The 25343-nt window shown below is 60.2% G+C and carries 22 protein-coding genes and 5 tRNA genes; 5 read left to right on the top strand and 22 right to left on the bottom strand.

The window, feature by feature from the left end; genetic code table 11:
• Nucleotides 1-38 precede the first annotated feature (38 nt).
• Together DW003_RS05790 and DW003_RS05785 are read right to left on the bottom strand one after the other, a co-directional pair.
• On the bottom strand, nucleotides 39-527 hold the full coding sequence (locus DW003_RS05790; protein ID WP_089572604.1) for a PTS sugar transporter subunit IIB: 489 nt from the start codon (nucleotides 525-527) through the stop codon (nucleotides 39-41).
• 79 nt (nucleotides 528-606) lie between these two features.
• Entirely contained in the window at nucleotides 607-1041 is a 435-nt protein-coding gene (locus tag DW003_RS05785) for a PTS sugar transporter subunit IIA (protein WP_089572603.1), read from the bottom strand.
• A gap of 308 nt (nucleotides 1042-1349) precedes the next feature.
• On the opposite strand from DW003_RS05785, the gene DW003_RS05780 reads away from it, so the two are divergent.
• Entirely contained in the window at nucleotides 1350-2132 is a 783-nt protein-coding gene (locus tag DW003_RS05780) for a GntR family transcriptional regulator (protein WP_158551165.1), read from the top strand.
• Nucleotides 2133-2351: 219 nt separating this feature from the next.
• Here DW003_RS05780 and carB read toward each other — a convergent pair whose 3' ends face one another.
• The 12 genes from carB to rpsF form a co-directional block, all read right to left on the bottom strand.
• Nucleotides 2352-5666, bottom strand: a complete 3315-nt coding sequence (carB, locus tag DW003_RS05775) for a carbamoyl-phosphate synthase large subunit (RefSeq protein WP_118388044.1) — start codon at nucleotides 5664-5666, stop codon at nucleotides 2352-2354.
• Between the two features lies 1 nt (nucleotide 5667).
• Entirely contained in the window at nucleotides 5668-7107 is a 1440-nt protein-coding gene (gene carA, locus DW003_RS05770; RefSeq protein ID WP_118388042.1) for a glutamine-hydrolyzing carbamoyl-phosphate synthase small subunit, read from the bottom strand.
• A 206-nt stretch (nucleotides 7108-7313) separates the two neighbouring features.
• A complete protein-coding gene (locus tag DW003_RS05765) occupies nucleotides 7314-8279 on the bottom strand; it encodes a hypothetical protein (RefSeq protein WP_118388040.1) in 966 nt (321 codons plus the stop codon).
• Nucleotides 8280-8298: 19 nt separating this feature from the next.
• On the bottom strand, nucleotides 8299-10071 hold the full coding sequence (locus DW003_RS05760) for an ABC transporter ATP-binding protein (RefSeq protein ID WP_118388138.1): 1773 nt from the start codon (nucleotides 10069-10071) through the stop codon (nucleotides 8299-8301).
• A 184-nt stretch (nucleotides 10072-10255) separates the two neighbouring features.
• Entirely contained in the window at nucleotides 10256-10951 is a 696-nt protein-coding gene (locus tag DW003_RS05755) for an NUDIX domain-containing protein (RefSeq protein ID WP_187361906.1), read from the bottom strand.
• 21 nt (nucleotides 10952-10972) lie between these two features.
• A complete protein-coding gene (purD, locus tag DW003_RS05750; RefSeq protein WP_118388038.1) occupies nucleotides 10973-12277 on the bottom strand; it encodes a phosphoribosylamine--glycine ligase in 1305 nt (434 codons plus the stop codon).
• Between the two features lie 117 nt (nucleotides 12278-12394).
• Nucleotides 12395-13681, bottom strand: a complete 1287-nt coding sequence (locus DW003_RS05745) for an adenylosuccinate synthase (protein ID WP_022094075.1) — start codon at nucleotides 13679-13681, stop codon at nucleotides 12395-12397.
• A gap of 93 nt (nucleotides 13682-13774) precedes the next feature.
• Entirely contained in the window at nucleotides 13775-15172 is a 1398-nt protein-coding gene (dnaB, locus tag DW003_RS05740) for a replicative DNA helicase (protein WP_118388036.1), read from the bottom strand.
• A gap of 218 nt (nucleotides 15173-15390) precedes the next feature.
• On the bottom strand, nucleotides 15391-15930 hold the full coding sequence (gene rplI / locus DW003_RS05735; protein ID WP_022094073.1) for a 50S ribosomal protein L9: 540 nt from the start codon (nucleotides 15928-15930) through the stop codon (nucleotides 15391-15393).
• Between the two features lie 15 nt (nucleotides 15931-15945).
• A complete protein-coding gene (gene rpsR, locus DW003_RS05730) occupies nucleotides 15946-16212 on the bottom strand; it encodes a 30S ribosomal protein S18 (protein WP_006235829.1) in 267 nt (88 codons plus the stop codon).
• Nucleotides 16213-16284: 72 nt separating this feature from the next.
• A complete protein-coding gene (locus tag DW003_RS05725; protein ID WP_006235830.1) occupies nucleotides 16285-16737 on the bottom strand; it encodes a single-stranded DNA-binding protein in 453 nt (150 codons plus the stop codon).
• 48 nt (nucleotides 16738-16785) lie between these two features.
• Nucleotides 16786-17079: a 30S ribosomal protein S6 gene (gene rpsF, locus DW003_RS05720; protein ID WP_006235831.1), complete on the bottom strand. Its 294-nt coding sequence runs from the start codon at nucleotides 17077-17079 to the stop codon at nucleotides 16786-16788.
• Nucleotides 17080-17584: 505 nt separating this feature from the next.
• On the opposite strand from rpsF, the gene DW003_RS05715 reads away from it, so the two are divergent.
• Together DW003_RS05715 and DW003_RS05710 are read left to right on the top strand one after the other, a co-directional pair.
• Nucleotides 17585-17675, top strand: a tRNA-Ser gene (locus DW003_RS05715).
• A 48-nt stretch (nucleotides 17676-17723) separates the two neighbouring features.
• A tRNA-Ser gene (locus tag DW003_RS05710) sits at nucleotides 17724-17814 on the top strand.
• Nucleotides 17815-18004: 190 nt separating this feature from the next.
• Here DW003_RS05710 and DW003_RS05705 read toward each other — a convergent pair.
• On the bottom strand, nucleotides 18005-19012 hold the full coding sequence (locus DW003_RS05705; RefSeq protein WP_117786844.1) for a hypothetical protein: 1008 nt from the start codon (nucleotides 19010-19012) through the stop codon (nucleotides 18005-18007).
• Nucleotides 19013-19316: 304 nt separating this feature from the next.
• Here DW003_RS05705 and DW003_RS05700 point away from each other — a divergent pair, with 304 nt between their 5' ends.
• Nucleotides 19317-20006 carry a trimeric intracellular cation channel family protein gene (locus DW003_RS05700; protein ID WP_233504599.1) on the top strand — a complete coding sequence of 230 codons (690 nt, stop codon included), beginning with the start codon at nucleotides 19317-19319 and terminating at the stop codon, nucleotides 20004-20006.
• Nucleotides 20007-20112: 106 nt separating this feature from the next.
• Nucleotides 20113-21258, top strand: coding sequence for a polymer-forming cytoskeletal protein (locus DW003_RS05695; protein ID WP_118388032.1), 1146 nt, complete (start codon nucleotides 20113-20115; stop codon nucleotides 21256-21258).
• 129 nt (nucleotides 21259-21387) lie between these two features.
• Here the strand turns inward: DW003_RS05695 and typA are convergent, their stop codons facing one another.
• The 7 genes from typA to DW003_RS05660 all read right to left on the bottom strand — a co-directional run bounded on the left by typA (nucleotide 21388) and on the right by DW003_RS05660 (nucleotide 25196).
• Nucleotides 21388-23226, bottom strand: a complete 1839-nt coding sequence (typA, locus tag DW003_RS05690; protein WP_118388030.1) for a translational GTPase TypA — start codon at nucleotides 23224-23226, stop codon at nucleotides 21388-21390.
• A 117-nt stretch (nucleotides 23227-23343) separates the two neighbouring features.
• Entirely contained in the window at nucleotides 23344-23793 is a 450-nt protein-coding gene (locus tag DW003_RS05685) for a hypothetical protein (RefSeq protein WP_089572580.1), read from the bottom strand.
• Nucleotides 23794-23823: 30 nt separating this feature from the next.
• Nucleotides 23824-24180 (bottom strand): hypothetical protein, encoded by a 357-nt coding sequence (locus tag DW003_RS05680; protein WP_055251342.1) that lies wholly within the window; start codon nucleotides 24178-24180, stop codon nucleotides 23824-23826.
• A gap of 30 nt (nucleotides 24181-24210) precedes the next feature.
• Nucleotides 24211-24711, bottom strand: coding sequence for a bifunctional nuclease family protein (locus tag DW003_RS05675; protein WP_118388028.1), 501 nt, complete (start codon nucleotides 24709-24711; stop codon nucleotides 24211-24213).
• Between the two features lie 184 nt (nucleotides 24712-24895).
• Nucleotides 24896-24972: transfer RNA gene (locus DW003_RS05670), tRNA-Ile, on the bottom strand.
• A gap of 4 nt (nucleotides 24973-24976) precedes the next feature.
• Nucleotides 24977-25052, bottom strand: a tRNA-Ala gene (locus DW003_RS05665).
• Between the two features lie 67 nt (nucleotides 25053-25119).
• Nucleotides 25120-25196: transfer RNA gene (locus DW003_RS05660), tRNA-Ile, on the bottom strand.
• Nucleotides 25197-25343: the final 147 nt, after the last annotated feature.

Genomic DNA, 25343 nt, shown 5'->3' with positions numbered 1-25343 from the left:
CCAAGGGCTGTAGATACCAAAATGCGGCTGGCGCCTAACTAGAAGCCAAACTGACCGCGGAACTTGGGCCACTCACCGATGGACTTCTCCTTGATAAGGGCGAACTCGACCGTGTAGCCGGCGTTGGTGAGATCCTCGAGCGCCTGGGCCTCTTCCTGCGTGATCGACTGGTTGTTGCCGAGCTTGGTGGTGCCGGGACGATCGTTGCAGGGACCGACGATGATGCGGTCCATGCCGGGCTTAAAGCCAAAATCGACGAGAAGTTCCTTCATGTCGAGCGGGTTCTTGGTGATCAGGAAGTACTTGGTGTCGGACTTGAGAACCTTCTCGGAGACCTCCTTGAAGTGCTCCTTGGTCCACACGAACGTCTTCTTGCCCGAGGCACTCTTGTAGGCCTCCTTGAGCACGGGGTTGGACGCCGCAGCGTCGTTGACGGCGATAAGACCGTCGCAGGGATACTCGAGGGCCCAACGGGTAACGGTCTGTCCATGGATCATGCGGTCGTCAATGCGGATGAACGAAATCATGCGTTCTCCCTTTCTTTATCACCGGGGGTCTTTCCTCTTAACCCCCGCTCCATCACGAAAATTTGGGCGGATGCGCTGCCTAGATGTCGTCGTCCTCGTCGTCGGCGTCATCGGTCGGGACAACGAGCTCGGACATACCGTTCTTGCCCTCCTGCAGCATCATCTGCTTGAGGGAATCCAGGTCCATGGTGGCAAGCCCCATCATGGCGGTCATAGCCATGGGCAGGTTCATGCCGCCGAAGGCAATGGTGTGGGCGAGCAGGCCCTTCTCGGCCAGCGTGTTCATGGCATTGGTGAGCGGCGATCCGCCCAGGATGTCACCAAGCAGGACAACCTCGTCATCGGCGGTAACGGGAGCGAGCATCGCCTTGACGTTCTCGACATACTCGTCAGCGCCCATGCCGTCCACGAGACTCGTCGACAAGATGTTCGGGGCGTCATTGCCGAGCATCTTGAGGACACTGTGCAGTCCGGGAGCGAGCGTTCCGTGACTAACCATTACCAGATACCGCATGCGGTCTCCTCTCGACCTGCCGTGTGTCGCACGGCTTTGCTTTTTGCTGAGATTATTGTTGCGCCGGGGCATGTTCGGTACAAGAAAATAGTTGTGAACGGCAACTATTCATCGGTTAACGGTAGCAACTATTTTTGTGCCTAAATTATTTTTTCTTCTAATTATTTTTAAAATAGCAGGTAGATTGCCTGATAAATGTTTTATGTTCCTTATGCACCATACATACCAGCAAGAATCGGGCCTGGCATCTCCGGTTTGCTCCGCAGTGTCAGACCATGTCACGTACGCCCACGACATGGAGGTACCCCATGGATATGATCTCGTTTCTCGCCTCCGAACCCTTCGACCGCAGCGGTGATACGCCGCTCTATGTCCAACTTAAACATCGAATCGCCCTGCTTATCGCCAGCCAGGCGTTCGACACCAAGACGCCGCTGCCACGCGAGCTCGAAATCTGTGAGCGGCTAGAGTTATCGCGCGCGACCGTGCGCCGTTGCTTCCAAGATCTCGTCATCGAGGGGCGCGTGGTGCGCAAACGTGGGCAGGGCACGTTCATCAAACCCCAAACCTCAGCACCCGGCATCGACCTGGCCCTGAATTTCAGCGCGCGGATGCGCGAAGCGGGACGGGTTCCGAGCTCGCAGATTCTCGCCTTTTCAAGCATACCGGCCGTCCGCGGCATCGCCTCTGGGCTCAAAGTGCCCGAGGGGACACCCGTCTGGGAGATTCGCCGCCTGCGTCTCGCCAACGACAAACCCATGGAGCTCAACTACGTCTATATCCCCGTGTCACTTTGCCCCGAGCTCACACGCAAAGACGTGGATGGCTCGCTCTACGCCTATATCGCGGAAAAGACCGGCATCCTGCCCGCAAGCGTCGATGCCGTCTACGAGACGGTCAACCTCGACAAGCATGAGGCGCGCCTTTTGGGACAGAACACCGGTAAGGCGGCGATGCGCATCGTGCGTTCGACCTACGACAAGACGGGAACCCCGTTCGAGGTAGGCGTGCTCATCAGCTGCGACGGTCAGGCAAAGCTGCACGTGCACATCGCCGCCGACAAAACAACCTTCACCGCCACAGCCCAATAAATCCAAAACGTGGGCGCCGTCGTTCAAACGAACGACGGCGCCCACACTCATTTTCTATTCAGCCCTAGTCATCGCGCAAAGCCCCTTCGGCAGCACACGGTGCAGCCGAGTCACCGCAGGCCGGGGCGGAGGGGGCCGAGTTTCCCACTGAGCGACTCTGCTTGCAGCCGGAGCGAAGGGGGAAACTCGGCCCCCTCCGCCCCGGCCGGACAGGTCAATCTACACCGTGTGCTGCGGCAGGTCCTGCAGGGCGATGACGTCCATGCCCATGTCGTTGGCGCTGCCGTGACCCTGCTGGTCCTCGCGCACCGCCTCGATGGCACTCACGTACGTGTTGGCGGCAGACATCGCGGTCACGCAGGTCACACCGCGGCGCACCGCCTCGGTGCGCAACAGATAGCCGTCGCCACGCGAGCCCGGACCGTACGGCGTGTTGATGATCACCGCAATCTTGCCATCGGCGATGAGATCGCCGATGTTGGGGCGCTCGCCGTCGTGCGGGCCGCTGATCTTTTCCACGATCTCGCACGTCACGTTGCCTCCACGCAGCACGCGCGCCGTACCCTCGGTAGAGCAGATGTCAAAGCCCAGGTAGCGCAGGATGCGGGCGACCGAAAGGATGTGGCGCTTGTCGCGGTCGCACACGCTGATGAATACCTTGCCGGCGCTCGGGTCGGGCAGGTTGTAGTCGATCGCCAGCTGCGTCTTGGCGTATGCCTCGGGATAGCTCTTGGCGATACCCATGACCTCGCCGGTCGACTTCATCTCGGGCCCCAGGATAACGTCGGCACCGGGGAAACGGCCCCAGGGCATAACGGCTTCCTTCATGCAGAACCAGTCCAGCTGACGCTCGTCGCTCGGCAGGCCCAGGCTCGCGATGGAATCGCCCGCCATGATACGCGCCGCGCACTTGGCCAGCGGCACGCCGGTGGCCTTGGAGATAAACGGCACGGTGCGGCTCGCGCGCGGGTTGGCCTCGATCACGTAGACGGTCTCGCCCTTAATGGCGTACTGCACGTTGACCAGGCCGCGGACTCCCAGCGCCATCGCGATGCGGCGCGTAGTCTCGCGGAGCTTCGCCTGCAGGCTCTCGCTAAAGCTAAACGGCGGAATGCACGTCGCGGAGTCGCCGGAGTGAATACCGGCCTCCTCGATATGCTCCAGGATACCGCCGATGTAGACCTCCTCGCCGTCGCACAGGGCGTCGACATCGGACTCGATCGCACCCTCCAAGAAGCGATCCAGATACACCGGGTAGTCGGGGCTAATGCGTGCAGCCTCGGTCATGTAATCGCGCAGATGCTCGGCATCGTAGGCGATCATCATGCCGCGGCCGCCCAGCACATAGCTCGGACGTACCAGCAGCGGGTAGCCAATGTGTGCGGCAACGGCCTCGGCCTCCTCAAACGAGGTGGCCTGGCCCGCCGGCGGGTACATGATGCCTAACTTGTCGAGCAGAGCGGCGAAGCGCTCGCGGTCCTCGGCAAAGTCGATGGCATCGGGCTTGGTGCCCATGATGTTCACGCCGCTCTCCTCGAGCATGCGCGCCAGCTTAAGCGGAGTCTGGCCGCCGAGCGTCACCACGACGCCGTCGGGGCGCTCAACATCGATAACGTCCATGACGTCCTCGTAGGTGAGCGGCTCAAAGTACAGGCGGTCGGACGTGTCATAGTCGGTCGAGACGGTCTCGGGATTGCAGTTGACCATGATGGTCTCGAAGCCGCGGGCCGCCAGCGCGTAGCTCGCGTGCACACAGCAGTAATCGAACTCGATACCCTGGCCAATGCGGTTGGGGCCGGCGCCCAGGATCATCGCCTTGGGCTTGTCCGCCGGCGTGGTCTCGTCGGGAGCCACGCACTTCTTGGCGTCCGGGCTCGTGCGGTAGATGTTCTCGTACGTCTTGTAGTGATATTCCGTGGCGCTCGAGAACTCCGCAGCGCAGGTATCGACCGTCTTCATGCTGGGAACCACGCCCAGACCCTTGCGATAGGCGCGCACAAAGCGCTCGTCCGAGCCGGTCAACGCGGCGATCTCGGCGTCGCTCGTACCATACTGCTTGAGCAGGCGCATCGCGTCGGCGTCGATATCCTCCACACGCAGGCCGCGGATGCTCTCCTGGACCTGCACCATGTCGTTGATGCGGTTGAGGTACCACGGATCGATACCGCAGATGGCGTGGATGCGGGCGATGTCCCAGCCACGGCGCAGGGCCTCGACCACAAAGAAGATGCGGTGCTCGGTCGGGGTTGCCACGGCCTGAGCGAGCTCATCGTCGCTCAGCTTGTCGGCACCCTCCTTGCCACCGGCACAAATGCCCTGATGCCCGTCCTCCAGTGAGCGCATGGCCTTGCCGAAGGCCTCCTCAAAGGTGCGGCCGATCGCCATAATCTCGCCCACGGCCTTCATGCGCGTGGTGAGCGTAGGATCAGTGCCCTTAAACTTCTCGAAGGCAAAGCGCGGCACCTTGACGACGCAGTAGTCGATTGTGGGCTCAAAGCAGGCGGGCGTTGCCTTGGTGATGTCGTTGACGATCTCGTCGAGCGTGTAGCCCACGGCCAGGCGAGCGGCGGCCTTGGCGATGGGGAAGCCCGTGGCCTTGGAGGCCAGTGCGGACGAACGGCTCACGCGCGGGTTCATCTCGATGACGATCAGGCGGCCGGTCTGGGGGTTCACGGCAAACTGCACGTTGGAGCCGCCGGTCTCGACGCCAATCTTCTCCAGAATGGCGAGCGACGCGACACGCATGCGCTGGTACTCAAGGTCGGAGAGGGTCTGCGCTGGCGCCACGGTGATGGAGTCGCCGGTGTGCACGCCCATGGGGTCGAGGTTCTCGATGGAGCACACGATGATGCCGTTGCCGGCGTGGTCGCGCATGACCTCCATCTCATACTCTTTCCAACCCTCGATGGACTCCTCGACCAGCACCTCATGGGCAGGCGAGAGCTCAAGGCCCTGGCTCACGATGGAGACGAGCTCCTCGTGGGTATGCGCGATGCCGCCGCCGGCGCCACCGAGGGTAAAGCTCGGGCGCAGTACGCAGGGATATCCCACGCGCTCGGCGATAGCCTCGGCGTCGGCCACGCTGTAGGCATAGCCCGAGCGCGCGACCTCCAGGCCGATCTCGGCCATGGCCTCGTTAAAGAGTTTGCGGTCCTCGCCGCGCTCGATAGCGGCCAGGTCGCAGCCGATCATCTCGACGCCGTACTTGTCGAGCGTGCCGTCCTTTGCCAGCTCGACGGCGGCGTTCAGACCGGTCTGGCCGCCCAGCGTGGGCAGCAGCGCGTCCGGGCGCTCTTTCTTGATCACGCGCTCGATAAACTCGGCGGTGATAGGCTCAACATAGGTGCGGTCGGCCAAGCCCGGGTCGGTCATGATGGTCGCCGGATTGGAGTTGACCAGGATAACCTCAAAGCCATCCTCCTTGAGCACCTTGCAGGCCTGGGCGCCGGAGTAGTCGAACTCGCAGGCCTGTCCAATAACGATGGGGCCCGAACCAATAACGAGGATACGCTTGATGTCAGTACGTTTCGGCATGTTAGTTCTCCTCGGTCGCAGCGTTCTCGGACTCGGCGAAATTCCAGCCGGCGAGGCGGTCCTTCGCGATGTCGGTGTCCAGGTAGTTCTCCTCGCCGTCCATGAGTCGCGTAAAGGCGGTAAAGAGATAGTGGGCATCGGTGGGGCCAGGCGAAGCCTCGGGGTGGTACTGGACCGAGAAACACGGGGCGTCGAGCAGCTGGATGCCCTCGGCGGTGCCGTCGTTGAGGTTCACATGTGTCAGGCGAATGCGACCAAAGCGCTCGTTCATCACGACCGGCGCGATTCCGCGACGCACCCAGGCGCGCAGGTCGCCATCGGCCGCATGCTCGGTTTCGCCGCCGGAAAGCTCCGGAATCAGTTTGCCCAGACTGGGGAACAGCAGACCAAAGCCGTGGTTTTGCGCGGTGATCTCCACGCGACGGCTCACCAGATTCATAACCGGCTGGTTACCGCCACGGTGACCGAATTTAAGCTTTTCCATTTGGGCGCCGCACGCCAAGCTGATCATCTGGTGACCAAGGCAAATGCCAAAGACCGGCACCTTGCCGATCAGCTGCTGCACCTGCTCATAGGTCTCCACCACGGCATCGGGGTCGCCGGGGCCGTTGGACAAAAAGACGCCATCGGGATTCATGTCGAGCACCTGCTGGGCGGGCGTATCCCACGGCACGACGGTGAGATCGCAGCCGGCACGGACCAGGCCCTCCAGAATACCGCGCTTCACACCGCAGTCGTAGGCGACCACTTTGTGACGGGCAGGAGCGGCAGCCGCAAGCGCAAAGTCATGCGTGGCAGGCAGGTCGGCGGCCACAAACTCGTGAGGCGCGGGGCAACTTACGGTCTTGACCAGGTTCTCGCCTACCAGCGTGGGCGCAGCGGCCAGACACTCGGCAAGCTCGTCGACGTCGAAGATCTCGGTCGAGATAATGCCCATCTTGGAACCATTGTCGCGCAGATGGCGCACCAGAGCGCGGGTGTCGACACCCTCGATAGCGACGATGCCGTGAGCGCGCAGGTACTCCGGCACGCTGACGGCCGAGCGCCAGTTAGAAGGCGTGGCGCACATGTCGCGAACGATCATGCCGCGCATAGCCGGAGCGCTCGCAGGGCGCACGGCGTCGCCGGGGAAGGCCGACTGGACATCGGTCTCGTCGATACCGTAATTGCCGATCTGCGGATAGGTCATGGTTACAATTTGGCCGGCATAACTCGGGTCGGTCATGACCTCAAAGTAGCCCTCGAGCGAGGTGTTGAAGCAGACTTCGCCGGTCGCGGTGCCCTCGGCGCCGCATGCACGTCCATAAAAAATGGTCCCATCCTCAAGATACAGGATACAGGGACCGCAGGTGCCCTTGCTGGTTTTGGCCAGCATACGCTGGCAAAGCTCGCTGGGCGCGAAGGTGCGGGCGGCAGCGCCCGCGGTATGGTTGTTCGCCATAATTCTCCTTCCCGGTCTCACAGGACCGGCTTAAAGGTGTGTAGTTAGGCCTCGCGGTATTGTAACCGCAAGCATGCCTCATGGCGTTAATTTCATCGAAATGTTTACGAAATGATAATTATGACTTTCTATGCATAATGATTTTTAATCCCCGTCCCAGAAAAATCATCCCGCGGGGCTTGTGGCTCACGCGGGATGATGGCGTCTTACTTTTTCTTGTCCTGCTCCAGCAGTTCGGACGGCGTTCGGTCGGGCTTGCCGCCGCGGAAAATCTCGCGGCCATGCAGACGATGCTCCAGGTCACGTTCGGCCTTTTCCTCGTCAATCTTGGTCTGGCTCACCACCGGGTCCTCAATCAACGACGACACCGAGTTCACCTGCTTCTGAATGCGCTCGGCGATGGTGTCATCCATACTCACGATGCGCATCTTCCAGTCGATATTCGTGGCGTTGGATGAGCGCTTGGTCCACACGAACGTCAGGATGGCGCTCTGGTGGCCCCGCGCGGGGAACATGCCAAAGAAGGAATCGTGCTGAATGTTGCTATCCTCGTCGATATAGGCGTGAACGTTATACACCACGCGGTCAATCTTATCGTTGAGCAGCGCGTTGGTCGCAAGCGCCGCGGCCTGGATCTGCCCGTTGGACAGCAGCTCGAGCTCGTTGGCAGACGATGTGTCCAACACCGTCACCTCGACCGTGCCCGTACGCTCATCGGCTTCATCGACGGTAAAGTCGAGTGGGAACTGCGTAAAGCCGTTGCCCCACTCGAGGCCGCCCTTCAGCGCCGTCGAAACGGTATCGACCGAAACGCTCTCGGACAGGTTGGCGGTGTTCAGACGACGCATCACGCCGTAGCCAATCTGCATGCCCACGATCAGCACCAAAATACCAATGACCACGGCCATCGCGGTCTTCGTAATGGTATGACTCACCTGCGAACCCGAAGGATCGTCCTCGGACAGCGGGTCGATATGTTTTGCCTGGCTCGCGCGGTCCTCGCTGCGCAGCTGCGCTAGCGCCGCTTTGTCACCGCGCTTGGCCGCCGCCTCCTTCTCGCGCATGCGCTCGGTGCGCTTTTTGGCAAGCGTGGGATCCAAGACACCGGATGCATCGATTTCGGAGAATAACTCCGTCACTTCTTCCGGAGTCAAAGGGTTCTTGTCAGCCATAAACTTCCTGTCATATCAATCAGTCGAGCTCGTGCGCACGCGCACCTTCGAACTGCATTCGATAGTAACGGGCATAGGTGCCGCCACGGGCGAGAAGCTCCTCGTGCGTGCCACGTTCCACAACGCGACCATGCTCAACGGTCGCAATCTCATCGGCGTGTTTAATGGTCGAGAGACGGTGGGCGATGATAATCGTGGTGCGGCCGCGTGCCAGCTCTTCGAGCGACTCCTGGACCGCCTCCTCGCTCTCGTTATCCAAAGCACTCGTCGCCTCGTCCAAGATCAAGATTTTGGGATTCTTGAGAAACACACGCGCGATGGCAACGCGCTGTTTCTGTCCGCCCGAAAGACGGCTGCCGCGCTCGCCCACGACCGTGTCATAGCCCTGTGGAAGCGACTCGATAAAGGCATCGATGTTGGCGCGACGGGCGGCCTCGGCGATCTCTCCTGCCGTAGCGCCCGGCTTGCCGTAGGCGATGTTCTCGCCAATCGTGCCATCAAACAGATAGACATCCTGCTGCACCAGGCCGATGGCGCGACGCAGGCTCTGCTGCGTCACATCGCGCACGTCCTGGCCGTCGATGCTAATGGATCCGGCGGCCACGTCATAAAAGCGCGGCAGCAGCGAACAGGTCGTCGATTTGCCACCGCCCGAAGGGCCAACCAAAGCGATGGTCTGCCCGGGCTTGATAGACAGATCCATATGGTCGATAACGGGACGCTCGTCGGCATCGCCCTCGCCCAGCTCAACATCCTCGTAGTTAAAGCACACGTCGTGATACTCCACGGCGCCGGCAGTCACCTGCAGATCCGTGGCGCCCGGCTTGTCCTGGATATCCGGCGCGGTCGAGAGTACCTCGTCCATACGCTTAAAGCCGGCGATAGCCTTCTGATACATTTCGGCCGAATTGACGAGTGTCTCGAGCGGCGTGCAGAACAGCGAAATGTAGAGCGCGAAGGTTGCCATATCGACTGCCTGCAGCTGGCCTTGGGCAACCAGCCAACCGCCCAGCAGCACCACGATCACATAGAGCACACCCGAGAGCAGGCCATACGTCGCGGTATAGACGCCCATGGCGTGATACATGTTCTCCTTGGACGAAAGATAGCGATTGTTGGAGGCGCGGAACTTGAAACGTTCGGCCTCCTCATTGGCAAAGCTCTTGACCACGCGCATGCCCGCCAGCGAATCCTGCAGCTGCGCATTGATGCCGCTGATCTTTTTGCGGTTGTCGCTAAAGACCTCGCGCATGCGCATGTTCTGCCAAAACATGATGACCGCAAACGCCGCCGTCACCACGGCCATGGCGAGCGCCAGCACCGGGGCGATGGTAAAGAGGATCACAAACGAGCCGATAATCTCGATGCCGCAGATGATGATCCACTCGGGCACGTGGTGCGCCGCCTCGCAGATATCGAACAGGTCGTTGACCACGCGGCTCATCATGTCGCCCGAGCTGTTGCGGTCGAAGTACGCAAAGCTAAAGCGCTCATACTGGTCGAACAGGTCCTCGCGCATTTTGGACTCCATACGCGCGCCCATCACGTGACCCCAATAGCTCACAAAATAGCGGCAGGCGCAGCGGATGGCATACATCAGCACCAAGCCCACCGCGATCATGCCGAGCGCCTGCATAATGGCAGCCTGACCCTGGGTAAACAGCCCACCGGTCAGATTGCGCAGGATAATGGGGAACGCCAGGTCAATGGCGGCAAGCACCAGAGCACAAACAGTATCAGCAACAAAAAGCCCCATCTGGGGCTTGTAATACGAAAGAAACCTCTTCAGCATAATCACCTTACGCGGTTTTACCAAACCGCGTTTCATCTCGACGCTGCAAGTGCTCCATTTGGACAATCTGGCCTTCAATCGTCGGTCGCGTATACCCATACGCTTCCCTCCTCTTTTAGGCCACCTTGTCTCAAATGGAGCACTTTCGCTGACTTACACAAACCTGCGGGATCATTCCCGCTCGTTAAATCTCCGCTCCGCCCAGCCTGTGTGCGATGCTGTCGCAGGCAAGCGCGCCTACAACGGTCTTGGCGTCTTCGATCTTGCCGTCGAGCACGGCGTCGATCAGCTCGTGCAGCGGCACCAGGTCCACGTTGACAAACTCGTCATCATCGGGGTTGGGCGCATCAAACTCGAGCTTGGTAGCCAAGTAGATGTGGATGATCTCATCGCAAAAACCACAGGACGTGACAATCGACGTCAAAAAGCGAATACGACCAGCCCTAAAGCCCGTCTCCTCATGCAGCTCGCGTTTGGCGCAATCGAGCGGGTCCTCGCCTGGATCGAGCTTGCCGGCGGGAATCTCGACCGTCACGCGGTCGATAGCGGTGCGGTACTGACGCACCAGTACGATCTTGCCGCTCTCGGTCAGCGCCACAACGGCCGCCGCACCCGGATGGCGAACGATATCGCGGGCGCTGCGGCGACCGTTGGGCAGCTCAACCTCAAGACGGTGGACGTCGAGGATCTTGCCCTTCCAGGCGCACTCCTCCGAAAGAATCTTCTCGTGCAGCTCGGCATCGTGTGGGTCGTCGTCGCCCAGCACCAGCGCCGGCTCGTCAGCGACCTCGCCGCCGGGCTCGCCCTCGGCGTGCCCATACATGCGGCTGTCCTCTTCAACGATCTGCGCATCCACGAGCTCTTCGTTCTTCTCGTCCATCCGTCTCATTCCTCTCGGATTTTAGGCATCCCAGGCGTCGCGGCCGCGCAGCGCGCGCAGGCCGATGTCGTGACGCAGGGTCTTGCCCTCAAAATCAATCTTCTCGCAGGCCTCGTAGGCAAGGTTGCGAGCGTTCTCGAACGTGTCGCCCAGCGCGGTCACGGCAAGCACGCGGCCACCATTGGTCACGAGCTGGCCGTCCACCACGGCAGTGCCCGCGTGGTACACGGTCACGTTCTCCATGGCCTCGGCGTCGGCGATACCGGTGATGACCTTGCCCTTCTCGTAGCTGCCGGGATAGCCCGCGCTCGTCAGGACAACGGCCACGGCCCACTCGTCACGCCAGTCGAGCTCAATCTGATCGAGCTCGCAGTTGGCACAAGCCAGCATGACCTCGACCAGGTCATTCTTAAGGCGCGGCAGCACGACCTGAGTCTCGGGATCACCAAAGCGGGCATTGAACTCCAGTACCTTGGGACCGGCAGGCGTGAGCATAAAGCCACCGTACAGGCAGCCGCGGTAATCGATACCCTCGGCAGCGAGCTCGGCCACGGTCTGCTCCATGACCTTCACCATGGTGGCGTGCTCCTCGTCAGTCACGATGGGCACCGGGCTGTAGACGCCCATGCCGCCGGTGTTGGGGCCCTTGTCGCCCTCGAGCGCGCGCTTGTGGTCCTGCGAGGTAGCCATGGGGCGCACGGTCTTGCCGTCGGTAAAGGCCAGCAGCGAGCACTCGGGACCGGTCAGCATCTCCTCGATAACCACGGTGTTGCCGGCATCGCCAAAGGTGCCGCCAAAGCACTCGCGCACGGCCTCCTCGGCCTGCTCAAGTTCGGTCGCCACGATAACGCCCTTGCCCGCGGCAAGGCCGTCGGCCTTGACGACCAGCGGGGCGCCCTGCTCGTGCACGTAGGCAAGAGCCGAAGCCTCGTCGGTAAACGAGCCGTAGGCTGCCGTCGGGATACCGGCGCGCTCCATGAGCTGCTTGGAGAACAGCTTGGAGCCCTCCATCTGGGCGCCCTCGGCACCCGGGCCAAAGCAGGGAATGCCCGCCGCGCGGACGGCATCGGCAACGCCCGCCACGAGCGGAGCCTCGGGGCCAATCACGACGAGTCCGCATCCATGGCTCTGGGCAAACGCCGCCACGGCCACAGGATCGCAATCGTCGAGAACCACGTTCTCGCCGCAGCTCGCGGTGCCGCCGTTACCCGGCGCGATGTAGAGCTTGCCGGCGCGCGGTGATGCTGCGAGCTTGGCTGCCAAAGCATGCTCACGGCCGCCGCTGCCCAACAACAGGATGTCGATGGTTTGAGTGTCCGCCTTCAAGGGTGCCTCCTCTATGGATGAATGGCCCGCTCCGCGCGAGCCCTTTGCAAGCAAATATACCCCTCGGCCGCCCGTCTGGGCTGCAAAGGGGTATATCGCAATAACCGTATAAACCGATTACTTCCAGAATCGGTTGATGATCTGCTCGCGACCGGCGCCAACGCCAATGAACGTCACGCGGGTGTGTGCCAGATCCTCGATAAACGCCACGTAGTCCTGAGCCTCTTGCGGCAGCTCATCAAAGCTGCGGCAACCGGTGATGTCGCACTTCCAGCCGGGGAGCTCCTCGTAGATGGGCTTGGCATGCTCAAAGCGCACCTGATGCTCGGGCACGCTCGTGTAGCGCTCGCCATCGACGTCGTAGGCCACGCACACCTTGATGGTGTCGAAAGCCGAAAGCACGTCGAGCTTGGTCACGGCGATGTCGGTGAGGCCGTTGACGCGCGAGGCATAGTTGGCGATAGGGCCGTCAAACCAGCCGCAACGACGACGACGACCGGTGGTCACGCCGTACTCATAGCCCTCCTCGGTCAGCGTGTGGCCAGCCTCGGACTCATAGGAAAGCTCGGTGGGCATGGGGCCCGAACCGACACGGGTGATATAGGCCTTCATGACGCCCAGCACGCGGTCGACGTTCTTCATGCCCACGCCGGAGCCGGTAATGGCGCCGCCGGCGGTGCAGTTGGAAGACGTCACGTACGGATAGGTGCCGTGGTCGATGTCGAGCAGCGTCGCCTGGGCGCCCTCAAACAGCAGGTCCTTGCCCTCATCGATCATGTTGTTGAGCAGCAGGCTCGTCTCGGTGATGTAGGGACGCAGGCGCTCGGCCATCGGCAGGTACTCGTCACAAATCTGGTCCACGGTGTAGGTGGGCAGGTTGTAGATGAGCTCGAGCTCGGGGTTCACGCGGGCGAGAGCGGTCTCCAGCTTGTCGCGGAACAGCGCCTCGTCCAGCATGTCCTGCATGCGCAGGCCAATGCGGGCCATCTTGTCCTGATAGCACGGACCGATACCGCGCTTGGTGGTACCGATGTTCTTCTTGCCGAGCTTCTGCTCAAAGGCGCCATCCAGATCGATGTGGTACGGCATGATGACATGCGCGTTGCCACTGATCTTGAGGTTCTTGGTGGTGATGCCGTCGGCCTCGAACATGTCGATCTCCTCAAGGACAACCTTGGGGTTGACGACGCAGCCGTTACCGATCACCGACACGTGGTCGGAATACATGATGCCGGAGGGCACCTGGTGCAGGCCGTACTTCTTGCCGTTGACGACGATGGTGTGACCGGCGTTGTTGCCGCCCGAGTAGCGCACGACGGCATCGAAGTCGCCGGCGACCAGGTCGCAAATCTTACCCTTGCCCTCATCGCCCCACTGGGCACCGACCAAAACGGTTGACGGCATGTTTACTCCTTACATTCATGGACTGTCTACGCGCCACGCCGGCACGCAGAAGCACAAAACATTCCCAGTATACCCGTGCAACGGGCGCCTGTCCTACTCCTCGGCATGTGCCCCATCAAGCTCATAGAACTTGGTGGATGCCGGCAGGAACATCAGGTCGACGTCGCCGATCGGACCCGAACGGTTCTTGGCCACGACGATACGCGTAACGCCCTCGTCGGGTCGATCGTCGCGCGAGGCCTCGGCCTCGTCGGCGGAGCGGTCCAAGAACATAACGATATCGGCGTCTTGCTCGATGGAGCCCGATTCACGAAGGTCGGAAAGCTGCGGACGCTTGCCGGTACGGGATTCGACCTGACGCGAGAGCTGCGACAGCGCGATGAGCGGGATCTTGAGCTCCTTGGCCATGATCTTCAGACCACGCGACATCTCGGAGACCTCGACGGTACGGCTCTCGGAGCGACGTCCCGGCGGAGGACTCACCAGCTGCAGGTAGTCCAGGATGATGATGGCCTTCTCCTTGTTGTGGAGCATGCGGCGGCTCTTGGCGCGGATCTCGGTCACCGTGGTGCCGGGCGTATCGTCGATCAGAACATCGAGCTTGGACAAGGTCTGCGTGGCCTCGTTGATATTGGCCCACTGCTCGGGGCTAATACGGCCCGTGCGAAAATCACTGATCGAGATCATGGCATAGGCGCAAATCAAACGCTGGGCAATTTCCTTGCCCGACATCTCCAGCGAGAAGAAACCGACGGTATAACCGGCAGCGGCAGCGTTGAGCGCCAGATTCAGGGCGAACGACGTCTTACCCACAGCAGGGCGGGCGCCGATAATGATGAGCTGGCCCTCGCGAAAACCCATGAGCATGCGGTCGAGCGACGGGAAGCCCGTGGGCACGCCCGCAGCCTGGCCGCCTGCCTGGCACACTTCCTCGGCCTCGTTATAGGCCTCGACCATAAACTCGGTCAGCGTCTTGTAGCTCGACTTGACCTCGCGCGCCGTGACCTTGAGCAACTTGCTCTCGGCCAGCTCCACGACCTCTTTGGTATCGGTGGGAGCGTTATAGGCCAGCGCGTTGATCTCGTTGGTGGCGCCGATCAGCTCACGCAGCATCGAATCGCGGCGAACGATAGCGGCATGGTGCTGCCAGTTGACGAGCGACAGGGTCTGACCCATCAACTCCAAAATATAGGCCTCGCCGCCCACGGCATCAAGCTTGTTAATGCTTCTCAGGTAATCGATCAGCGAGATGGAGTCGATGGGAATGCGGCTGTTGTACATATCGACCATCGCGGTATAGATGGTCTTATGAATGGGCCGGTAGAAGTCATCGGGCTGCAGCTCGACCTGGGCCTCTTCGACCACCTCGGGCGATAGCAGCATAGCGGCCAGTACATTGGCCTCTGCATCTTGGTTTTGGGGAAGACCCAACTTGGAGCCGCGGTCCTCAACCGTCAGCCCGGTCTCCCTATCGTCATATGCCATGAGCATCCTCATTCATATCGCTTGCGAGCATCCATAGTATCAGTCACGGTCCCAAAACGCGCCGCGCGCCGCCAATCACCACCGAACCAAACGGATGAACGGTCCTGTATATAGGACTTCGACGCAACGTTCACCATGACACTCACTCAGCGCAAAAAACAAAAGGGCGCCCTGGTTTCCCAGAGCGCCCTTCTTAGAACAAGATTGTTGCGTTGCAGCAAATGCTACTCGGCAGCAGCCTCAGTCTCGACCTCGGCGGTCTCGGCCTCGGCGACCTCAGCGGCCTCCTCGACCTCAGCCTCGGCAGCGAGCTCCTCGGCGGTAACGCCGACGAGAACGACAACCTCGGCCTTGATCTCGCGGTACAGCGAGATGGCAACGGTGTGGGCACCGGCAACCTTGATGGGCTTACCGAGCTCGACGCGCTTGCGGTCGATGTCCATACCGAGCTGAGCCTTGATGGCGTCAGCGATCATAGCGGCGGTAACGGAGCCAAAGAGGATGCCCTCGTCGCCGACCTTGACGTCAACGGTGACCGTCTTGCCCTCGAAGGCAGCCTTGGTCTCGTTGGCGGTAGCCAGACGGACGGCCTCGCGCTTGGCGATGTTGTTGCGACGCTCGTCAAGCTGCTTGAGGTTGCCCTTGGTGGCGGCAACAGCGAGCTTCTTGGGGAACAGGAAGTTCTCAGCGTAACCCTGAGCGACCTCTACGACGTCACCCTCGCCGCCCTTGCCCTTGATCTCATCGAGAAGAATAACCTTCATGATGCGTCTCCCTTCTTAGCCGCGGTCGCGGTTGCCACGAGAGGAAACCACGGGGACGGTGTACGGCAGGAGGGCCATCTCGCGGGCGCGCTTGATGGCGTTGGCGATGTCATGCTGATGCTGCGTGCAAGCGCCAGTGACGCGACGGGGCTTGATCTTGCCACGGTCGGTCATGTACTTACGGAGAAGCTGAGTGTCCTTATAGTCGATGAACTCAGTGTTCTCCTTGCAGAACTGGCAGTACTTACGACGCGGCTGACGTGCAGAAAAATCATTAGCCATGTCAAAATACCTTTCATTTGGCAACTTCGGCGAACCGAAGCCGCCTCTCACTCAAAAATAGGTGAACAACCCTTAGAACGGGATGTCCTCATCGTAGACGTCGACCGCGGGCGGCGTAGCCACCGGTGCGGCAGGACGTGCTGCGGGCGCGGGAGCTGCGGGGGCGTAACCGCCCTGATCGTAGCCACCCTGGCCACCACGGGAGCTCATAAACTCGATCTCATCGACGATGACCTCAAGCTTGCTCCGGCGCTGGCCGTCGCGCTCCCAAGAGCTGTAGCGCAGCTTGCCCTCGATCGCGACCTTGTTTCCCTTTGCCAGGAAACGGCTCACGGCCTCGGCGCGGGTGCCGAACATAGTGCAGTCGACAAAGTTGGGATAGTCCTCCCACTCGCCAGTCTGCGCGTTGCGGCGACGATCGTTCACGGCGACGCCAAAGGACAGAACCTGGGTTCCGCCGGCGGTGGCGCGCAGCTCGGGATCGCGGGTGAGGTTACCGGTGATGTTCACTCGATTGATGCTCATAACTCACTACTTCCTCTTGGGGCACAAGCCCAGTCCAAAACGACAGTCTTACTCCTGGTCGTCGCGACGGACGATCATGTGGCGGACCACAGCGTCGGTGATGCGCAGGACGCGATCAAGCTCGGCGATCTGGGTAGGATCTGCGTGGAAGTTGATGAGGGTGTAGTCACCATCGGTGAGGTCGTTGATCTCGTAGGCGAGCTTGCGCTTGCCCCACTCGTCAACGGAGTCGACCTTGCCAGCGCCCTCAGCGATCGTGGTATCGATACGCTTCATAACAGCGAGACGAGTCTCGGGGTCGAGCGACGGGTCAACAAAGAACAGCAGTTCATAAGCCTTCATATTGTCACCTCCTCTGGGCAAATGTGGCTTCAGGTCGTGAAGGTGCGCCTGAAGCAGGAAAAGACTTGGTAATAATATCTTTCAACCTCCTAGGCTGCAAGAATATGCAGCTACAACCTCATGACCTCCACATATGCCCATACTCACACGACGTTTCATGCGCATTCCAACCAAATGCTGACCAAAAGCTTGACGGATCTGTTGACAAGATACGGTGCCGTGGGGACAAGCTGAGCCAAGCCGCAGGTCAACGGGCACAAGGCTGTGGTCGCAAAATGCATACCAGTGGCCCACAGCACCACCCAAAGATTTTTAAATTCATTGCCAAGTCGCTTATGAATACCCTTTTTTGAACAATTGAGTTGATCAACCACGCTGGTCGGAAGCCGTTTTTTGGCACCTCAAGCCCCACTGCAGCGCCAAGCACGGCCAAGCGTTTTAAAAAATGCCAACTTTTCTGTTTGCACTTTGCGATTCCTCGTGTATACTGACTTTCGCATTTAACGGAGAGTTGTCCGAGTGGCCGAAGGAGCACGATTGGAAATCGTGTAGGCGTCAAAAGCGTCTCCAGGGTTCAAATCCCTGACTCTCCGCCAGTTAATTCCAAAGCAGGCCTTCGAGCCTGCTTTGTTTTTACCCCACGCGGAGGGGTGGCAGAGTGGTTGAATGCGGCGGTCTCGAAAACCGTTTGGCCTGTATAAGGTCACGAGGGTTCGAATCCCTCCTCCTCCGCCATTTTGGTTGAGAAAGCTCCCGAAAACGGGGGCTTTTTTGTTTAGAGTCCCTTACAAGCAAATACGGCGGAGGAGGAGGGATTCGAACCTGCCCCTCCCTCAAAAACATGTACGTCACCCTCCAAAACCGACATTTTTCGACATCTCTGGAGGCTGACGTACACGTTTGGATTGAGCTCACGGGAGCGGCACTATTCGGAAGGTGCCTCTTCGTCTCGCATGCTTTTCCAGTTGCGGATAAGTGCCTTGCGTAGTTCGTTTTGTTTTCTCTGGTACCCGGTGTCGGTACAGCGAGGCATGCCGAGTGCTTCGCGAATGTTGTTCATGGCGCGGTGAAAGGCGAGCTGGCTGCCGAACTGAGCCGAAGTGAGCGTAACGATTCGATATCCCATTTGGGAGAGAACGGCCTCTCGCTCCGCATCTGCTCCCTTGCGCTCGAGCTCATCGTGAAAACCGCCCTTATATTCGATACCGAGCTCCCTGCGCTTATAGGTCACGAGCGCATCGATTTTGAGTGTTCGAGCTTTGGCGCAATGCCAGAGACGTTGAGGGATCTCGAGCGGTTTGTTGAGTTCGATACCTCTAATGCCAACGCCGCCTTCGCTTGTTGGGAGCGAGAGGGCAATTGCCGAAGCGGTCTCCATAGGCGAGGCCGAGTGATCGTAGATGTGCCTGAGCGCGAGCCGTGCACGTGTGGCACCGGGTTTGCCGGGGTGCCGATCGAGCAGTTCGGTTATTTCATCCTTGGAGGTGGTGGCTGGTTGCTCGGTATAAGGGTCGGCGGGATTGAGCCTCATGCGATAATCGCCGCAAACTTCATAGCCATATTCGAGATATTCGATCCTATCCATCCACTCGGCAGCGAGCACGAAGGTGAAGGCTTCGTCGGTGATAAAGACTCCGGGCGTCAACTCGTTAATATGCTCGTAGGGAAGATTTTGTCCAAGCATGTGGCAAATGACGCCTTTGGTGCGAATTCGCTCGAACTCGAATACAACCGAGATATCGATAGTCTTGAGCATATCGGACGGAATGCCGCAGTCGGTAAGCGCCTGTCGTATGCGCACAACGCGTTGTTGGGTGGAAATGCCTTGTGCGCCTATCTGGTAGTCGTGCCGCGCAAGAGACTGAACCAAATTCTGGGGTGCATGATGGACAAGCCATGCAGTTTTATGCGAAATGAGAACAGGGGTATCCATTGAGGGCCTCTCGCTCTGAGCCGGTATCCAACTCTTATGTCCGTTGAAGTGGGGAAATATACCGGATGTGAGTAAATCAACTCACTCATGCTGTGAGCTCAATCCAAACATGTACGTCAGCCTTCAAAGATGTCGGAAAATGTCGTTTTTGGAGCGTGACGTACATGTTCTGGACCCCTGGCATTCCAGCAACGCCACGCCCCCACCCAGTCCCGACCGTTTGCCGAGCAATGGGGTCGCAATCGGCGCCGAACATGTACTATGTACGGGCATTGTCCAAATCCGTAATCCAAAGGACCCCATCTTGCCCGTCGTCGCCGCTATGACCGTTACCTCACACGCCACGGATGCCATGGTCGCCATCCCGTTTTGGCTCGAAATGTTCGCCGTCGTCGCGGCTTCAATCTCGGGCGTGTTGGTCGCGCGCGAGCACAAACTCGACCTGGTGGGTGCAGTTGCGCTCGCCGTGGTCTGTGGCTTGGGCGGCGGTCTTTTACGCGACATGACGCTGCAGGTGGGCAACGTCTACATCCTCAACCAGCCAATGGCGCTGCCGCTTTCCATTGCCACGGCAGCCATCATCTATATTTTCCCGGCAATCGTCGACAAGCCCGAAAAACTCATTCCCCTGCTCGACATCATCTCGGTCGGCATCTACGCCGCCACTGGAGCAGACAAGGCACTGGTCTACGGCTTTGCGCCGGCGGTGTGCATCATGATGGGCTTTTTCACCGCGGTGGGCGGCGGCATGCTGCGCGACAGTTTTATGGGCGTGGTACCGGGCATTTTCCAGCGCACCAACTTCTATGCCATCGCAGCCATCGCCGGCTCGGCGAGCTATGTATGCCTTGTCATGAGCGGCGTCGTCAGCAACATCACCGCGTTGATCGTATGCGTTGCGGTAACCATGGGGCTGCGCTGGCTGTCGCTGCGTTTTGACATCAAAAGCCCCACCGAAGAAGACATCGCGCGCTTTTTGCACCACAAAAAGTAGATTGCGCGGGCTCATCCTTCGAAATGCAACCGAGAGGTTCTTTTAGAGCGCCCACGCGTTGGGTACCCTGTTAGGTGCATATCGAGCATCTGACGAAGGATTCACTATGCCCCACAATCAATTCCCGTCGACCCAACGCCGTAAAGCGTGGGGCCGCATCACCATCCTATTCGCGCTCATCGCTCTGGCGCTCACCGCACTTCCCGCTACGGCTCTTGCCGGCACGGACACCGCAGGCAACGTACTTGCGACCGACAATGACGCCAATCCGTCCGGCGTCGAAGGTGACCTGTACTGGGCAGGTCAGAGCCTCAACCTGGACGACACCTCCATCGACCGCGATATCATCGCTGCGGGCGATACCCTCTCGATCCGCGACTGCACGGTGGGCGGCGCCGTTCGTCTTGCGGCGCGCACCATCGACATTGCCAAGACTACGGTTGATGGCAGCGTCACGGTCGTCGGTCAGCATGTCGTGCTCAATTCCGACAGCACCGCCAACTGCTTCTATGCGATAGGCGAGACGGTTGCCCTGCGCGGCTCTACCAAGTCGGCAGCGCTCGCGGGCGATACGGTGACCATCGATGGCACCGTCGAGGGCGATGTCGAGGTCTGGGCCGACAAGCTCATCCTGGGCAAGAACGCCCACATCACCGGCACCGTGAACGCCCATGTTTCCGAGGACCCCGAGCGCGCCGCGGGAGCCGAGGTCGGCGCGCTCAAGATCGACCGCACCGAGAACGAGGATTCTTCCACCGTTAACGATGTCATCGGCGGCATCGTCGCCGCGGCGCTCTCGACCTGCTTTGTCGCTCTGCTGCTCGAGCTCGTCTTTCCGCGCGCGACCGCCAGCGCCGCCGGAATGCTCCACCAGCGCCCCACGCCCCTGTGGGTGAGCGGTCTTCTGGGCACGGTCGCTATCGTCCCCGCCGTCCTGCTGCTGATTATCTCAATCGCTGGCCTGCCGCTTGCCGGAACCCTCTTGTGCGGCGTTATCGGCATCGCGTTGGTGTCGAGCGCCTTTGCAGGGTGCGCGATCGCGCGCATGGTCGGACACAGCCAGAACCGCTACGCCATGGCGGCCGCCGGCGGCGTGATCGCAGGTGCACTTACGGCAATCCCCCTCGTAGGCGATTTCATCAGCGGCGTGGCCTTTGTCTTCACGCTCGGCTATGTTATCCAGATCATCTGGCGCAACGCTCACCTCAAGTCGCAACAGCCGGCTAATACGCCGGAACTCCCCACCGCCTAGCCGCCAACCACCACAAAGGGGACAGGCACCTTTGTGGTGGTGCAAGCGAACCTGTCCCCCTTGCACCAAAAAGGGCGCCGACCATCTCGGTCGGCGCCCTTTCTTGTTAGACGCTATAAGCCCCAGCGCTTATTTGTTGACCTGGCCGGCGCGGACGGCGGCCTTCTTGCGGTCGGTGGCGTTGAGCAGACGCTTGCGCAGGCGAATGTTCTTGGGAGTAATCTCGACCAGCTCGTCGTCGGCGATGTACTCCAGCGCCTCCTCCAGCGAGAAGGTGCGGGGCGGCACCAGCTGGACGGAGATATCGGAGGTCGAGGAACGCTGGTTACCCAGGTTCTTGGTACGGGCGATGTTGACGACCATGTCGCCAGCCTTGCTGCGCTCGCCCACGATCATGCCCTCGTAGCACTCGGTGCCCGGCTCAACAAACAGCTGGCCGCGCTCCTGCAGCGTACCCAGAGCGTAGGCGACGGCCTTCTCGGTGGTCATGGAGATCATGGCGCCGTTCTGACGGTTGCCGATCTCGCCGGCGTAGGGGCCATACTCCAAGAAGGTGTGGTAGAACACGCCCTCGCCGTGGGTGACGTTCATGATGCGGTTCTTAAGGCCCATGATGCCGCGGGTCGGGATCTTAAACTCGAGGTGCGTCACGATGCCCGAGGTATCCATGCTCGTCATGATGCCGCCGGAGGTACCGAAGACCTCAACGACCTTGCCCGAGTACTCGTCCGGGCACTCGACGACGGCCTGCTCGACGGGCTCCATCTTGTTGCCGTTCTCGTCCTTCTTAAACAGAACGCGGGGACGGCCAACCTGGAACTCAAAGCCCTCGCGACGCATGGACTCCATCAGAACGGACAGGTGCAGGATGCCGCGACCCGAGACCTCGACGCCGCTCTTGTCCTCGAGCTCCTCGATCTTCATGGTCACGTTGTTCTCGGCCTCGTTGAACAGGCGCTCCTTGAGCTGACGGGCGCCCACGATGTCGCCGTCGCGACCGACGAGCGGGGAGGTCGAAGCCTCAAAGACGATGGACAGGGTCGGCGGGTCGATCTCGATGGGCTCGAGCTCAACGGGGTTCTCGGGATCGGTGTAGACATCGCCGATATCGGTGCGGTCGATGCCCACGACGGCAGCGATGTCGCCGGCGCCGACTTCCTGGCACTCGGTGCGGCCCAGGTAGTCGAAGGTAAAGAGCTGCTTGACGGTAGCGGTGGTGCTGGAGCCGTCGTTCTTGACAACCAAGATCTGGTCGCCCTGGTGGATGGCGCCGGAGTACACACGGCCGATGCCGATACGGCCAACGAAGTTGGAGTGGTCGATGGTCACGCACTGCATGGCCAGCGGGGCGTTCTCGTCAACCTCGGGCGCAGGCATGTCGTCGATGATCATATCGAGCAGCGGATACATGTCCATGTTGCCGTCCTCGGGGTCATGGCGGGCAAAGCCATTGACGCCGCTCGCGTAGATGACATGCTCCATGGCGAACTCGAGCTGGTCGTCGGTAGCGCCCAGGTCGGCCATGAGGTCCAGGCAGTCGTTGTAGGCCTTCTCGGGGTTAGCACCCGGACGATCAATCTTGTTGATGACGATCATGATCTTGAGGCCGGTGTCGATAGCGTGACGCAGCACGAAGCGGGTCTGGGGCATGGGGCCCTCAAAAGCGTCGACCAGCAGCAGGGCGCCGTCGGCCATACGCAGCACGCGCTCGACCTCACCGCCAAAGTCGGCGTGGCCCGGGGTGTCGATGACGTTGATCTTGACGTCCTTGTACTCGATAGAGATGTTCTTGGCGAGAATCGTAATGCCGCGCTCGCGCTCCTGGTCGTTAGAGTCCAGGACGCGGTCCTCGACCTGCTGGTTGGCACGGAAGGCGTCCGTGGCACGCAGGAGCTTGTCGACCATCGTCGTCTTGCCGTGGTCGACGTGGGCGATGATGGCGATGTTCCTCAGATTGTCTACGCGCATGTAGTTCCCCTATCTTCTATCCATATACAAACGGCACGCGTATGCGACCCGCCCAGCAACACAACGCTCAGCGGGAATATTGAGCCTTTTACCGAAAACTCGTTTATTTTAGCGATTTTAGATGAGAGGGGTTTCCTCACCTGCAGGTTCAGGGTCGCTCCACATAAAACCATCGCCGGCACCCATGCCCTCATACAGCACGTATGCCGAAAAACCGCTCTCGAGCGTGGTTTCGAAGAAGCTCACGAGCAGGGCGTCGTGATAGCCGCCGTCAATTTCGACACAACCGGTATAGCCGATGGCATAGCGGGCGATACGGCCCAGGCCCTCGTCCTTAAGACCCATCTTATGCTCGGAGATAAAGTTGGTGGCCGCCTCGAGGCACGCCTCTTCGCCATCCTCATCGAGCGCCGCCAGATAACGGTTGGAAGCAGCGTCCTCAATTGCCACGACCACGCCAGGGTTTTCACCGGCGGCAAGGTCGTCCAAGAACGCGCCGATCAGGTCACACACCATGGCGTCGAGCTCGGCGGAGACGTTACCGGCGTCCTGCATATCCTGTGCCATCTTTAGACCTTCCCATCGAGTCTGGCGTCGTTACAGTTCTTGTGCCTCGGCAGCGATCTTGGCGGCAGCGTCGCGGGCGCGCATCATATCCATCGCGCGCTTGTCGAGTACCTTGATCTGGTTGGTCAGCATTACTGCATCGACCACACCCCAGATTACCAAGCCTGTTGAAATCGAAAACCCAAGCGCACCAACTGTACCACGAAGGCGCGAGCAGATTGCCGCGACAAGGGCGGAGACGACAACCATCTTGATAAACGAGCCGCGGCGCTCGCGAAGCGTGCGGGCCTGCGTCACATAGGCAATGCGAGCCGCCTCGGATGCCTCCGAGCGCATCTGGGCTTCACGCGCGATGGCGGCCGCTTCAGCCGATACGCGGGTACCCATCAGCGACCTCTCCGCTCGCGTGCCAGACATTTAGAAATCATCGGGGGAGAGCGTATGGACGAACTCGTCGAACTTCTCGAACTCCTGCTCGTCGTCGACTTCCTCGGCATGGGCAGAAACGGTACCCAGGCGATTCATGATGTCGTCCTCCACAAACATGGGAGCATTGCTGCGCACGGCAAGGGCAATGGCATCACTGGGACGGGCGTCGATCTTGCGCTCGCCACCATCGGCCAGTACGACAATCGTCGCGTAGAACACCGGCGGCTCGGCGCGAACGATCTCGATGCGCTCGAGCTTGGCGCCCAGGGCGTCGACGGTGTCGAGCAGCAGGTCATGGGTAATCGGGCGCTCGGCGCGGCCGCTATCGATGCCGCGGCTGATGGCAGCAGCTTCAAACGAACCAGTCTGAATGGAAAGGGAACGCAGCGGCGCGGGCGAGTCCGATTTGCTGCTGCGCTCACGAAGTACGATAAGCGATGGCACGGGACCGGCGGCCATGACGATGGTCTCTATGTCGACACGAACCATGGAACACCTCCGGTACGTAGCGGTTAACACGCGGCAGCCCGCCGCATTGAATAGCTATACTACCCAAACTTTCGCACAGCACACAAAATCAAAGTAGTTAATTTGGGGCGGGGCTTTTTTGACTACTTTCAGTAGGTAAGAAAAAAGCCCCGAGGCAACGCCCCAGGGCTCTTCACAGTTTTGATGGTGGACCTGACAAGATTCGAACTTGTGACCTCCCGGTTATCAGCCGGACGCTCTAACCAACTGAGCTACAGGTCCATCATGGTGGAGGTTAGGGGGATCGAACCCCTGACCTCAGGCTTGCAAAGCCCGCGCTCTCCCAGCTGAGCTAAACCCCCACGGAGACAGTAATAAACACCCCAGCGGCGACTCGGCTCTCGCTGGGGTGTTTATTGCGAAAGAAAGTGGTGGACCTGACAAGATTCGAACTTGTGACCTCCCGGTTATCAGCCGGACGCTCTAACCAACTGAGCTACAGGTCCATCGCGCAAGGGATATATTAGACGAGTCGTTACGCGCGCGTCAACAACTTTTTTGAAAATCTTTGGGGGATGTCGGCCCCGGCTGCCCGGCGGCATGCGAAGTCGTCTGCTCGGACAGTCCTGCTCGCACGGAGAGCACATTAAGTG

The sequence above is a fragment of the Collinsella sp. AF36-3AT genome (assembly GCF_003475205.1).
GTDB lineage: Bacteria > Actinomycetota > Coriobacteriia > Coriobacteriales > Coriobacteriaceae > Collinsella > Collinsella aerofaciens_AF.
The sequence above is the reverse complement of the archived record's forward strand: the minus strand, read 5'-3'. Positions and strand labels throughout refer to the sequence as shown.